Source organism: Saccharibacillus brassicae, assembly GCF_006542275.1.
Taxonomy (GTDB): domain Bacteria; phylum Bacillota; class Bacilli; order Paenibacillales; family Paenibacillaceae; genus Saccharibacillus; species Saccharibacillus brassicae.
Genome location: NZ_CP041217.1, coordinates 171,341 through 184,136 on the forward strand (window position 1 = coordinate 171,341; position 12,796 = coordinate 184,136).

The following is a 12,796-nucleotide window of genomic DNA, read 5'->3' on the forward strand; positions in this document are numbered from 1 at the left end:
CGAAATCCCTCTTTCCGGCTCTATTGATCGAACGGCCTACATCAAATGCTCGAATCCGTAGACCATGCCTTCGTATTCCAGCACTTTTTTGATGCCGATGTTCACGCCCGGCATGTAGCCGGCACGCTCGTACGAGTCGTGGCGAATTTTGAGGCTCTGCCCGTACCCGCCGAAGATCACTTCCTGCTGCGCGAACACGCCCGGCAGACGGACGCTGTGAATACGGAATCCGTCATATTCGCCGCCGCGTGCGCCCGGCAGAACCTCTTCTTCGTTCGGGTTGCCCTGCTTGATCTTCTCGCGGCCCTGCGCAATCAGTTCGGCCGTCTTGATCGCGGTGCCCGAAGGCGCGTCCAGCTTCTGGTCGCCGTGGGTCTCGATAATCTCGACGTGCGGCAGGTATTCCGCGGCTTTGGCCGCGAACTGCATCATGAGGATCGCGCCGATCGAGAAGTTCGGGGCGATCAGCCCGCCGATATTCGCTTCGCGGCACAAGGTGTCCAGTTCTTCGATCTGCTGCGGCGTAAAGCCCGTCGCGCCGACGACCGGACGTACCCCGTGCTTGATCGCCGTCACGGTGTTGCCGTATACGACCGAAGGCACGGTAAAGTCTACCAGCACGTCCGGCTTGGTCTGCGCAAGCGCCGCGTCGAGGTCGCTCGTCGCGATAAGGCCGCACGGCTTGAGGCCGACGAGTTCGCCGGCGTCCGTGCCCGCTCCGGACCGGTCAACAGCCGCTACCAGTTCCAACTGTTCGTCCGCCAGCACCATTTTGACGACTTCGCGTCCCATTCTTCCGCCTGCTCCGGCTACCGCCACTTTGATTGTTTCGCTCATTGTTCGTTCTCCTCCCGCTCCGCTTCGGCGTCGATCCGCGTCCAACGGTCTTTGTCGCGCGTATTGAATTTATGCATGACCCGGTCATGCGCCTCGGTGAGGTCGATATTCAGCGAATTGGCAAAACAGAGCGTAATGAACAAAATGTCGCCCAGCTCCAATTCGATCGAATTGTCGTCTTCCCCGCTTTTTTTCGGTTTCTCCCCGTGACTGTGGTTAACTTCGCGCGCCAGCTCCCCGACTTCTTCGGTCATCCGGGCCAGCATCGCCAGCGGGCTGAAATAACCTTCCTTGAACTGCGAGATGTAGCGATCGACTTCCCGCTGCATTTCCGCCAGACTTTTCTCCATGGCCGGTCCTCCTTTTCCGCGTTTGCTGCTTGATGGTGATGTTCCGCAGCGCTCTTCCCTATGTTATCGCAAAGACATTTTGAAAACAATGACATAACAAGGGTTAGCCGGAACGCCGTCCGGACGGATGTTTCGACCTCCAGCGCCGTCCGGCGAGCGTAATCGCCGCCCATCCGGCCAGCACGCTTACCGCCGTCAGCGCAACCGTGAAGTTCCGCACCTGATCCAGACGCGCCAAATGCTCCGGCGACAGATAAGGGAAAATCCCGTATGTATAATCTACCGTATCGTTGGCGAATGTCCAGAGCGCGGCCGGAATGAGCCAAAGCGCGCCCAGACCGAAGAAACGGACGTACAGCAGCGCTTCGACCGCCATGACGCCGTGCGAAGCGATCAGCATCCAGCTCAGCGGCTCGATCGGGTAGCCCAGCGCGGCGTCCCACACAATGATCGAGATCGCCCATACGCCGTATTTGACCGACGTGACGACCGCCAGCGCTTCGATCAGCCGCACCACTCCGCGCATGAAGCGCGACGCCGGCGGAAACAGCAGGCCGAGCAGGGCAAGCGTAAAGAACAGGCTTCCCGTCGGGCTGTCCGGCACGAACACGATCTGCCACGCCGGCTGCGTGCGCCAGACGTTGGCCAACTGGTCGCCGTACCAGATATACCCGTACACCGTTCCGATCAGGTTGCTGACGAACAACAGCCACAGAATGCGGCGGTCGGTCAGCAGGGCCCGGCTCCACAAAAACGAAAGCGACATGATTTTCCTCCCGAATAAAAAGATGAGGCGGCTTCGGCGTGATGCCGAAGCCGCGCCTTCACAAAAAGCCCGACCGCATCGGCGGTCGGGCTTTGGGTGAACCCTGTTCTATTTTAACTGTGACTTCTTTAAGTTGGCAAGCGCGAGGATTCAACCGGCAGGATCCCGTTCTCCAATGTGTTCAATTCGCTGGTCAGAGCCAGGAAAGCCAATTCGTCCCCGTTTGCGAGTGCGGCGTCGATCTCCTGCTGCAGCATCTCGCAGCGCCGTTTGCGCAGCGCTTCGTCCCATACCATCTCGGCGGCCAGACCCAACATCACTTCGTAAGCGGCTTTCATCTTGTCCAAAGGACGCACCTCCCGAGTTTCTCGTATCGTCACCGGCAATCGTTACGGCTTCCACGACTTCTGTCGGAGTCGGGATTTCCCCCGCGTACCCCTGCATCATTGTTGTTCGAAATAAAACTGTGAGCGTCTTCAATTTTGGCATCCCCAAAGCGACGGGAACCAAGAAGCCGACTCCTTTCTCTTGTTATAACCATAAATCCAAGACATGCACCAGAAAACGGAAAAATTCTGCTTGTTTATTTAACCGGCAGACTTACAAGTCGCCGCCGATCCAAAAAAAGCTCCGCCTCGGCAAAAAGCCGAAGCGGAGCTTGGAATGCAAATTCAGTGCTGTTCCGTAACGTGACGTGCCACGCATGACAGGGAACAATCAAGGCCGGCGCGTATCGCTTACCGGCTCTTCCGACAGGTGCCGGGTGCAGTTGTACAGAAGCGGCTCCCACAGGTTGCCCTGCTTCTCCAGCACCGTCAGCGACAAATTGCCGATCCGGTCGGTATAGCGCCCTTTGTACAGCGCCGCGTACACCTGCGCGAGCAGCCCGCCGTGCGTCACGACGAGCACGCTGCCGTCCGGGTACTTGACGTCCAGGTCGGCGATAAAAGCCAGCGCGCGCTCTTCGAGCGCTTCCAGCTTCTCCTGCCCGACGTCCTGCAGATTCCAGTCGGCCCCGAAGCGTGCCTCGCGTTCGGCCTGCGTCATGCCTTCCACCTGGCCGAAGCCGCGCTCCGCAAGCCGCGGATCGGCTTCAAGCAGCGGCAGGTTCAGCCGGCCCGCAATGATCTCCGCCGTCTCCTGCGCACGCAGCAGGCCGCTTGAGACGACGAAGTCCCACGCATACTCGTCTTCGGCCAGGCGTTCGGCCAGCTTGGCGGCCTGCCTGCGGCCCTCGTCGTTCAGCGGAATATCGCTTCGCCCCTGAATGCGGCCCGCCGCGTTCCAATCCGTAAGTCCGTGTCTGATCAATCCGATACGCATGAACGTCTCCACAACCTTTCTTCATGCTGCTTGCGCGCGCTTGCGCCTTACTTACTTGCGCATCGTCGCGATGCGGGTGAGCGACAGCAGCGCGAGCGCCATGCCGGTCAGCGACAGGAACATCCAATACTGCGGATGCGTCGGCCCGATCTGCGCCACCAACGGTTCGACGATGCCCCGATCGGCCGCCGGACGTGTCTGCGCCGCGGCTTCCGACGTTTCGGATACGCCCGAATCGACCGTAAGCGGCTGCACGATCACGCCGGCCGGTACGCCGCGCGTGGCGCTTTGTTCCCGGTCGGGAATACCCCAACCGGCCAAATAGATAAAGCTGACGAGAAAAACGGCGAGCAGCGCGGCGACCCAGACGGCCGCCCGGCTGCGAAACCGGTGCTGCGACGCGTACGTCTTCGCTTCGCCCGGCAGCAGCCACGGGGACTCTTCGTAGATCCGGTCCATCACGCCCAGATTCATGCGCTCCGCGTCCACGTCGGGCATGTCCGTGCCCGCTTCGCGCAGCAGCTCGTCCAAATCGGGGAAATCGTCGAGATCGAACGCTTCGGCCGGACGGTCTTCCGGCCGGGCCGGATTCTCTTTCGGATCGCCCGGAAGGCCGGCTTTGCGCCCGGCATTCGGATTCCAGCGCGTACCTGTCCGGTGTCCGCCTTCTTCTCTACCCTTCATTGGGTCTCATCCCCTTGTACATCTCTTCTTCGTATACCGGCCCGTAATAATACGGTTCCAGCTGGGTTTTGATACTGAGCCGGGCACGGAACAGCAGCGATTTGACCGAACTGATGCTTTGGCCCAAAATGCGGGCGATTTCCTGATAATCCATCTGGTCGTATTCGCGCAGAATCAGCGCCGCGCGCTGTTTCTCCGGCAGATTGTCGATCGCCGTCCGCACCATGCCGACCTGCTCGCTGCGCAGCAGCGCTTGTTCGGGAGCCGCGTCGGTCGAAGAATCGGTGACCAGCTCCCCGTCTTCGAGCGGCACATTCGTCGCCCGGTTGCGGCGAAGTTCGCTCAAAGCGGTGTTTCTTGCGATCGTGTACAGCCAGGTCGAGAAAGAAGCTTCCACTTCCCGGAACGATTGCAAACTCTTGAATGCTTTATAAAAAGTTTCGGAACTGACGTCTTCGGCCAGATGGCCGAGACCCGCGCCCTTTAACATATAATACGTAAACGCCAGGATTTTGCGCTGGTAGCGCCTCATGAGAACCGAGTACAGTTCGACATTCCCCGCTTTAATTTCCCGAATCAACTGGGAATCTTCCATCGAATAACGCGCCCCTCTCTAGCTCGCCGCAAAAAAATCTACAGCCTATTTTATCATATGGCCCGTATTTTACAAAAAATCCGAGTAATCGATTCATAGACGCACGGGCTCGCGATAAGGTTGCATCAAATGGCGAATTTTCTCTCTTTGTTTATGGATTACCCGTTTTTCGTCCTTATTTACCGCTCGGCCATACATTCCGGTCTTCCGCGTCGAGCACCGCTTCCACGTCTTCGCCATTCAGGACGGCGACGTACCCTTTGGGCAGCGCGAGCGTCTTGAGCGCGCCGGGGCGCCGGCTCAGCAGCTGGAAGACGTAATAGCGCCGCAGTTCGCCCGCGTCGACCTGTCCGCCTTCCGCGGGGCCGAGGTACCAGCCGGACACGCCGTCACTCCGGTTCTCCGTACGCTCCAGATAGACCCGCTCCGCGTCCAGTCCCTGCTCCGACGAGATCAGCGTGTCCTGGAACAGAGTCGCTTCGCCTTCGGCTCCGGTCAGCTTCAGTACGTAATTTTGTTCCAGCTGCACGGTCAGCGTCTCGGTCAGATCGTCGGTCGTGCGCTCGAACGGATTGGACGCGTAATCCGGCGCGAGGATAGTCACGTTCGACTCATCCTGCTGGTGCACGAACAGGATGCTCCAGCCGACCTGGATTTTCATGCCGTCTTGAAGAAAGCCCGCTTTGGATTCGGTGTCCGCGAACAAATCGAGCAAAAATTCGCCCTGCGCTTCAAGCGCTTTGTCGCATTTGACGGAAAAGACGCGCGAGCCGATCGTTCGGGTTCGGATGATCTGCATCGTAAGCCTCCTTAACTATTTACGCTTGATGGCTATCGGCGATTCGCCGTTGTTCGTTCCGATATTCGTTGTAAGTCCAAAAAGCGTCTTCGCGGCCGCCGCCTTCGAGCAGCACCATGACCGCGTAAGACAGCATATCGATCCACTGCGCCATCCGCTGCAGCTGTTCGTCGGAGATCAGCCCGTTGCTGCGCAGCATGCCGTCCGGCTCGATCGCCCAGGCTCTTGCGTACTGGCACAGGCTCCAGAACGCGGACACGACGCTGCGGTCCAGCGATTCCCGCTCCAGGTCGTCCGCCAGCACGTCGAGAATGCGCATCAGCTCGTGAAAATGATCTTCGTTCAGCGTGCCGCGAAACGGACGCAGCATGCCGAGGAACCCGTCGGCCGCCGCCGCTTCGCCTTCCGGATCGTTTTCCCCGTAGACAAACGCGTGCTGCTTCAGACGTTCGATCGCCTGTTCCCGGTTCATGAACGTTCCTCCGGCATCGCCGCTTCCAGCCGGGCGCGCAGACGTTCGGCCAGCTTGCGGAAAGCGGCCTTCTCTTCGTCGTCCGCGTAATCTTCCTTGCGCAGATCCAGCCAGTAATCCCCGTCCGCCAGATCGTACATGTCGAGCAGCGTAATTTCGGCGCAGGCCGGATTGTCGATCGCGGCCAGCATCGGCTCCGGTCCGTCGTCCCAGTTATAGCCGTTCACGAAAGCATGCAGCAGCACGGGAGAATCGCTCTCCGCGATCGCCTGCAGCAGCCTGCGCGGATCTTCCTCGCCCAGCATCCGGTCCAGCGCCTGCTGCTCGTCCGGCATGAGCGTGAGCCTTACCGCCCCCTGCGTATCCATCAGCAGGTCCGCCAGCGCCCGATCTCCGCGCGCCACGGCCGCGTTCCACGGCGTCGAGCGGATGCCCCGCGGCGAATCGAGCCGGGCTCCGTACTTGAGCAGCAGCTTGACCGCTCCCGACTGGTGAAACTTGATCGCTTTGAGCAGCGCCGTTTCGCCCAGCTTGTCTTCGATCTCAAGCTCCGCTCCCCGCTCCAGCAAAATCTCCACCGCGTCCGGCGGCAGCTTGTACGTCATAAACAGCATCAGCGGCGTGCGGCCGCGCTCGTCTCTCTCGTTCACGTCCAGCTCGCCGGCCGCCGTGCGTACGGCATGCACGTTTTTGGTTCTCGCGATCTCCGCCCAATTGGTCATGTTCTGGCTCCTTTACAGCTTCGTTCTCGGTAAGTCCTTATCCTACAGTATCCTATGCGTAGGCGTTCAGTTCAAGTCGAAATCGCGGATTGGCGCGCTTTGCGGCGATTTTACGGGGTTCACAGAGGATGCGCGGACGGTTCGGGGCCCATTTTCGCCCGTTTCCAACACAAACAGGCGGCAGCTCCGTCCGAACCCGGAAGCTCCCGCCTTTGTGCTTCGCCGCCGACTGTTCACGTCCAGCTCGGCAGGCGCATATGCGTCTCCAGCCGTTCGATCAGCGGCGCCCCTTCGCGCAGACGCAGTTCGTCGACCAAATACCCGGCCAGCACGCCGCTGCCCTGCGGTTCGAACTTGAGCAGGTAGCGCTGAAGCAGGACGCTTCCCGCCGGATCGCCCTGCGGACCCCGCCGCACGTACAGCTCATGGCCCCGCTCCCGGTGCAGCGCGTTGAACAGAATCGATCCGTATCCTCCGTCGACCGGCTCGGCCGAAAAATCCGGTTCGTACAGCTCGTTCACGTCGATCGTCCAACCTGCCGGTATGCGCAGCGGTTGGAGCGTCGGCTTCGCTTCCGCCATTTTCTTTTCCCCCTGACTATGCCGCGACTTGCGACTGCTGATTCATTACCCGGCAAGCGACCTGTCGGCACAGGAGGACACCCCTTAAATGTGAACAAAAAAAGGCCGCTCACTGTGAGCGGCCCGTGTACTACGTCGAGTACACTAAGTTATAGGAGTGGAGAGAAACCATACTGTACGTTTATTATATGTATACGCTTCCAAATTGTCAACGCTTTCTTTTCCTTTTTTGCTGCAAACTTGATTACGCGTATAAAAAGCCTGCCGGCAGCGGCCGACAGGCTTTGGGATTTGATTGATCTGTCAAGCGTACACGTCGAATTCCAGGCCGGTCAGCACTTTCCGTGCCCGTTCCATCTGGATTTCGTCGCGGAAAGACAGCCGCATAAGACCCGGCACGTCTTCCCGGCTCTCGATGATCTGCAGGTTGCTCAAGTTGACGCCCTGCGAACCGAGCTCGGTCGTGATGCGGCCAATAATGCCCGGGTGATCGGGGACGTCGAGATACAGATCGTACGTTTTGGCGATCGCGCCTTTGCGGCGCTCCGGCAGTTCGTCGCGGAAATCGCCGGCGTCGCGGAACCGGGCCGAGATGCCTTCGCCGTCTTCGCGCTCCAACTGGTCGATAAAACTTTCCACCTGCACATTCCAGTCGCGTAAAAGCTTTAACAGGTTGAAGCGGTTGTTCAGCAAAATGTCGCGCCAGACGACGGGGTCGCTGGAAGCGATCCGGGTAATATCGCGGAAACCGCCCGCCGCGAGCGTCCGGTACAGCGGATTGCTGTCGTGATAGCCGCTGATCTGATTGACGAGCGCCACGGCGATAATATGCGGCAGATGGCTGATCGCACCGACGATCTCGTCGTGCTGACCCGGTTCCAGGCAGATTACTTTGGCGCGCGTATGGCTCAGCAGTTCGGTCAGCGCCGCGATGCGCGCCGGATCGGTACCCGGTTCCGGCGTCAGCACGTAATACGCGTTCTCGAACAGCAGCGAAGTCGCGGCCTGCACGCCCGAGCGTTCCGAGCCGGCCATTGGGTGGCCGCCGATAAAGCAGGCGTCCTCCCAATCCAGCTGTCTCGCTTTTGCGGCGATCGAATCTTTGGTGCTGCCCACGTCGGTGACGATGCAGCCTTTTTTGAGCGGCAGGGCATGAACTTGTTCCAGATATGTCTCCAGCAGCCCGACGGGCGTGGAGAGAAAAATAAAGTCGGCGTCTTGGACCGCTTCTTCCAGCGACAGGGTCGCGGAATCGACGACTCCGAGTTCCACGCTCAGATCGGCCAGATCTTGCCGGTTGGAATAGCCGACAAGCTCAAGGCCCGGCTTCCCGCGGAAGCACAGAGCCAGCGAGCCGCCGATCAGTCCGACGCCGATCACAGCAATTTTCATAGAGGTCAGCCTCGCTTCATAGGGTTCGTTGCGTTCGGGTTGTTGTCGGGCGCGGACTTGGGCCACTTGGACTAGACGGCCGCTCCCTGTTCATTCAGCGCTTCTTCGAACGTCCGGATAAAGATCTCGTTCTCTCGCGGAGAACCGACCGTCACCCGCATGTACGTCGGATACAGCTTGAACCCGGCACGCGCGATGACGCCTTTGCGCAGCATGCGTTGGAACAGGTCCGCCGCCGACCTCTGCGTATCGACCATGATGAAGTTGCCGTTGGCCGGGAAATAAGACAGGCCCAGACGATCGAACTCGCCCTGCAGGAACGAGATGCCTTCGGTGTTCTTAATGCGGCACGACTCCACGAACTCCCGGTCGGCAAGCGCCGCTTTGGCCGCAGCCTGGGCGATACGCGTCGTGTTGAACGGTTCGCGCACCTGATTGATAGAGCGGATGACCGAAGCCTGGCCTACGCCGTAACCGATCCGCAGCGCGGCAAGCCCGTAAATTTTGGAAAAAGTGCGCAGTACGACCACGTTGCCGTAATCGGCCAGCAGTTTCGTGCCGTCCGGGTAGGCGCTGTCGGTCACGTATTCGAAATAAGCTTCGTCGAGCACGACCATCACGGAAGACGGAACGCGGTCCAGGAAGCTTTTCAATTCGGTTTCGCTGACAATCGTGCCGGTCGGGTTGTTCGGATTGCAGATCCAGACGATCTGCGTCCGGTCCGTCACCGCCGCGAGCATCGCTTCGAGATCGTGCGTGCCGTTCTTGAGCGGCACTTCGATGCTGGTCGCTTTTTCGATATCGGCATTGCTTTTGTATACGGAAAAAGTGGCGTCGGCCATAATGTTCTCGTCGCCTTCCGACAGGAACGCGCGCGCGATCAGGGCGATGATCTCGTCCGACCCGCAGCCGAAAATGACCTGGTCGGCCTGGACGGACAGATGCTCGGCCACGGCTGCCGTCAGTTCGACCGCCCCGCCGTCCGGATACAGATTGAACTTGGTCAGTTCGCTTTCGATCGCGGCTTTGACGCGCGGGGAAAATCCGTACGGATTTTCGTTCGAAGCCAGCTTCACGACTTCGCTGAGTCCGTATTCTTTTTGAACTTCTTCGATCGGTTTGCCTGGCTGATAGACCGGAAGATCGACAATATGGGCTTTGGGCTGCATGGATGATTTCCCTACTTTCCTGATTTGGCGTGTTGCAGCGCGACAGTGTCGGGCTGCGTACACGCTCAAAAAGTTAAGGCTTGTCCCGCGGCGGCGCGATACAGGCGAGGCACGGCGGACGAACCGCCGCGCCCGCCTTGTACGCCCGCTGGGGGCAAAGCGTTTATACTTTTAATTCTGCCACAAATTCGCGAATTTGCAAGAGCGCATCTTCGCGCTTGTCGGCATTCATCAGATCGGGAATCAAAGTCTCGATCGTGCGCACGATCGCGCTGCCCACGACAACGCCGTCGCACAGTTCCGCGAAGCGCTCTACCTGATCGCGCCCGGAGATGCCGAAGCCGACAGCGACAGGCAGGTCGGTCCGCGATTTCACGTCGCGGATAAAAGCATCGACGCCGTCATGGAACGAAGCCCGTTCGCCGGTCACCCCGAGCGACGACACGCAGTAGACAAAGCCCCGGCCGCTGCGCAAAATTTTGTCGATCCGCTCGCTCGAGGTCGGAGCGACCAGCGGAATGAGGGCGATGTTCACCCGATCGGCGCGCCGCAGCATGTCTTCCGACTCTTCGTAAGGCAGGTCGGGAATGATCAGGCCGCTGATGCCGTTGCGGGACGCTTCTTCGAAAAAGAGGTCCAATCCGGTCTGCAGGATCGGATTGTAGTACGTGAACAGGACGAAAGGCATCTGCACGCCGCGCTCTCGCGCTTTGCGCGCCACGTCCAGACAGGTGCGCACCGTAATAAGCTGCTCAAGCGCCCGCGCGGAAGCGCGCTGGATGACCGGGCCGTCCGCAAGCGGATCGGAGTAAGGCACGCCGAGTTCCAGCACGTCGGCGCCGGCTTTTTCCATCTGCTCGATAATGTCCAGCGTCGTGTCGAGATCGGGATCGCCGACCGTCAGAAACGGGATCAGCGCGGTGCCTCCCGTTTCGCCAAGCCGGCGGAACGTTTCTTCGATCCGGTTCGGAGCTTCGAAAGCGGGCAAACGTTCGCCTTCTTGCGCAGCTCCGGCGGCCAGCCCGCTTTCGGCGGAATGGCTCATCATCGTCAGACGGGACGTAGAGGCGTTCGTCTTCATTGGGCATGCCCTCCTTCGTTCTCGTTCTCGTACGCCATGATCGATTCGACGTCTTTGTCTCCGCGTCCCGACAGGCAGATGACCAGAATGCGGTCCGCGCCCATTTCCGGTGCGATCTTGGCGGCATGCGCGACGGCATGCGCCGATTCCAGCGCCGGAATGATGCCTTCGGTGCGGCAGAGCAGCTTGAGCGCCGTAATGGCTTCTTCGTCGGTAATCGGCACGTATTTGGCCCGGCCGACGTCTTTGAGATACGAGTGTTCGGGACCGACGCCCGGATAATCCAGACCGGCCGAGATCGAATGCGCCGGCTGTACCTGGCCGTATTCGTCCTGCAGCAGATAGCTCATGGAGCCTTGGAACACGCCTTTGGTGCCGAGGCTCATGGTAGCCGCGTGCAGCGGCGTATCGATGCCTTTGCCGGCCGCTTCGACGCCGATGAATTCGACGTCCGCGTCGCCGACGAACGGATAGAACATGCCGATCGCGTTGCTGCCGCCGCCGACCGCCGCGACGATCGTGTCCGGCAGGCGTCCTTCGGTCTCCAGAATCTGGCGGCGCGTCTCGTCGCCGATAACGCGCTGGAAGTTGCGCACGATCAGCGGATACGGATGCGGCCCCACGGCCGAGCCGAGGATATAGAACGTATCCTGGACATGGCTGACCCAGTAGCGCAGCGCTTCGTTGCCCGCGTCCTTGAGCGTCTTCGTGCCCGATACGACCGGCACCACTTCGGCGCCGAGCAGGCGCATGCGGAACACGTTAAGCTGTTGGCGGTGCATGTCTTCTTCGCCCATGAACACTTTGCATTCGAGGCCAAGCAGTGCCGCTACGGTCGCGGTCGCCACGCCGTGCTGGCCGGCGCCCGTCTCGGCGATAACTTTCTTCTTGCCCATGCGTACGGCAAGCAGTCCCTGGCCGAGCGCGTTGTTGATTTTGTGCGCTCCGGTATGGTTGAGGTCTTCGCGCTTCAGGTACACTTTGGCGCCGCCGAAATGTTCGGTCAGGCGTTTCGCGTAATACAGCGGCGTCTCGCGTCCGGAATACTGCTTGAGCAGGTCGTTCAATTCCGCGTTAAACTCTTCGTCCGCCGAAAACTTCAAATAAGATTCTTCAAGTTCGATCAGCGCGTTCATCAGCGTCTCGGGAACGAAGCGTCCCCCGAATTCGCCGTAGCGTCCTTTTGCGTCCGGTACTTGTCCGATCATGATAAAACCGCCCTCTCTACGAATAAAGTCATTTTGCGTATATCTTTATGCCCGTCGGTCTCGACGCCGCTTGAGACGTCGATGCCGTCCGGCGCGTAATTTCGCACCAATTCCCCCGCATTGCTCTCCGTCAAGCCGCCGGCCACGAACAGTTGGAGTCCGCACGCTTCTGCCGCTTGACGGTACAGCGGGATGATCTCCCAGTTGAATGTGCGCCCCGACCCGCCGCCATACAGCGGATCATGCGTATCGAGCAGCAGCGCATCGACCGCGCCCCGGTACGCTTCGGACATTCTCTCCGCGCGCTCCGCATGGCTCTCGCCGGTATCTTCGCCGCCGATCGAGATCGATTTGAACACTTCGGTGTTAAACCGTTCGCGCACTTCCCGACAAAAGCCCGGGCTCTCCTGCCCGTGCAGCTGGATCACGTCCAGCGGAGCCGCGGACAGCGTCGCTTTCAATTCGTCGAGCGTCGGATTCACGAACACCCCGGCGACTTTCGGCCGCTTGGCCTCATCCTTGGCTTCGGTGGCTTCATTGGCTTCAATCAAAGCGCTTTTGGCCCAGGCGTCCAGTTCGCCGATCAACGCGGCCGCTTGGACGCCGTCGACCTGCCGCCGGCTTGGCGCGAACACGAGGCCGATATAATCGACCCCGAGTTCCGCCGCCGCCAGCAGCGCTTCCGGCGTCCGAATGCCGCATATTTTGATCGCAGGCACTCTCTTCGTGATCCCTGTCTTCATGGTCCCTGTCTTCGCCTGTCCTTCGGCTGCCTCGCCGCCGCTCAACGCCGCGTCCGAAAGCCGTCCGTCCCGTT

The 12,796-nt window shown here is 60.0% G+C and carries 16 protein-coding genes; all 16 read right to left on the bottom strand.

Annotated elements, in window-relative coordinates:
• Positions 1 to 36: 36 nt before the first annotated feature.
• Positions 37 to 837, bottom strand: a complete 801-nt coding sequence (gene dapB, locus FFV09_RS00630) for a 4-hydroxy-tetrahydrodipicolinate reductase (protein WP_141445879.1) — start codon at positions 835 to 837, stop codon at positions 37 to 39.
• Complete coding sequence (locus FFV09_RS00635; protein WP_141445880.1) at positions 834 to 1,187, bottom strand: nucleotide pyrophosphohydrolase; 354 nt, start codon at positions 1,185 to 1,187, stop codon at positions 834 to 836. Before FFV09_RS00635 ends, dapB begins: the two co-directional genes overlap by 4 nt.
• A gap of 103 nt (positions 1,188 to 1,290) precedes the next feature.
• On the bottom strand, positions 1,291 to 1,953 hold the full coding sequence (locus FFV09_RS00640; RefSeq protein WP_141445881.1) for a DUF1405 domain-containing protein: 663 nt from the start codon (positions 1,951 to 1,953) through the stop codon (positions 1,291 to 1,293).
• 128 nt (positions 1,954 to 2,081) lie between these two features.
• Positions 2,082 to 2,300 carry an IDEAL domain-containing protein gene (locus FFV09_RS00645; protein ID WP_141445882.1) on the bottom strand — a complete coding sequence of 73 codons (219 nt, stop codon included), beginning with the start codon at positions 2,298 to 2,300 and terminating at the stop codon, positions 2,082 to 2,084.
• A gap of 370 nt (positions 2,301 to 2,670) precedes the next feature.
• Positions 2,671 to 3,276: a histidine phosphatase family protein gene (locus FFV09_RS00650; RefSeq protein WP_141445883.1), complete on the bottom strand. Its 606-nt coding sequence runs from the start codon at positions 3,274 to 3,276 to the stop codon at positions 2,671 to 2,673.
• A 51-nt stretch (positions 3,277 to 3,327) separates the two neighbouring features.
• Positions 3,328 to 3,960 (bottom strand): hypothetical protein, encoded by a 633-nt coding sequence (locus tag FFV09_RS00655; protein WP_141445884.1) that lies wholly within the window; start codon positions 3,958 to 3,960, stop codon positions 3,328 to 3,330.
• Positions 3,950 to 4,555, bottom strand: a complete 606-nt coding sequence (locus tag FFV09_RS00660; RefSeq protein WP_141445885.1) for an RNA polymerase sigma factor — start codon at positions 4,553 to 4,555, stop codon at positions 3,950 to 3,952. Before FFV09_RS00660 ends, FFV09_RS00655 begins: the two co-directional genes overlap by 11 nt.
• A gap of 175 nt (positions 4,556 to 4,730) precedes the next feature.
• Positions 4,731 to 5,354: an immunity protein Imm33 domain-containing protein gene (locus tag FFV09_RS00665; protein WP_141445886.1), complete on the bottom strand. Its 624-nt coding sequence runs from the start codon at positions 5,352 to 5,354 to the stop codon at positions 4,731 to 4,733.
• A 19-nt stretch (positions 5,355 to 5,373) separates the two neighbouring features.
• Positions 5,374 to 5,826, bottom strand: coding sequence for a hypothetical protein (locus FFV09_RS00670; protein ID WP_141445887.1), 453 nt, complete (start codon positions 5,824 to 5,826; stop codon positions 5,374 to 5,376).
• The gene (locus tag FFV09_RS00675) at positions 5,823 to 6,548 is read right to left on the bottom strand and encodes a DUF4274 domain-containing protein (RefSeq protein WP_141445888.1); all 726 of its coding nucleotides are present in this window, start codon (positions 6,546 to 6,548) and stop codon (positions 5,823 to 5,825) included. The genes FFV09_RS00670 and FFV09_RS00675 overlap by 4 nt, the downstream gene beginning before the upstream one ends.
• 233 nt (positions 6,549 to 6,781) lie before the next feature.
• Positions 6,782 to 7,129: a hypothetical protein gene (locus FFV09_RS00680; RefSeq protein WP_141445889.1), complete on the bottom strand. Its 348-nt coding sequence runs from the start codon at positions 7,127 to 7,129 to the stop codon at positions 6,782 to 6,784.
• A gap of 303 nt (positions 7,130 to 7,432) precedes the next feature.
• Positions 7,433 to 8,521, bottom strand: a complete 1,089-nt coding sequence (locus tag FFV09_RS00685; RefSeq protein WP_246098437.1) for a prephenate dehydrogenase — start codon at positions 8,519 to 8,521, stop codon at positions 7,433 to 7,435.
• 71 nt (positions 8,522 to 8,592) lie between these two features.
• Positions 8,593 to 9,690: a histidinol-phosphate transaminase gene (gene hisC, locus FFV09_RS00690; protein ID WP_141445891.1), complete on the bottom strand. Its 1,098-nt coding sequence runs from the start codon at positions 9,688 to 9,690 to the stop codon at positions 8,593 to 8,595.
• Positions 9,691 to 9,853: 163 nt separating this feature from the next.
• Complete coding sequence (gene trpA / locus FFV09_RS00695) at positions 9,854 to 10,771, bottom strand: tryptophan synthase subunit alpha (protein ID WP_246098438.1); 918 nt, start codon at positions 10,769 to 10,771, stop codon at positions 9,854 to 9,856.
• Positions 10,768 to 11,976 (bottom strand): tryptophan synthase subunit beta, encoded by a 1,209-nt coding sequence (gene trpB, locus FFV09_RS00700; RefSeq protein WP_141450248.1) that lies wholly within the window; start codon positions 11,974 to 11,976, stop codon positions 10,768 to 10,770. Before trpB ends, trpA begins: the two co-directional genes overlap by 4 nt.
• Complete coding sequence (locus FFV09_RS00705) at positions 11,976 to 12,722, bottom strand: phosphoribosylanthranilate isomerase (protein WP_141450250.1); 747 nt, start codon at positions 12,720 to 12,722, stop codon at positions 11,976 to 11,978. Before FFV09_RS00705 ends, trpB begins: the two co-directional genes overlap by 1 nt.
• Positions 12,723 to 12,796: the final 74 nt, after the last annotated feature.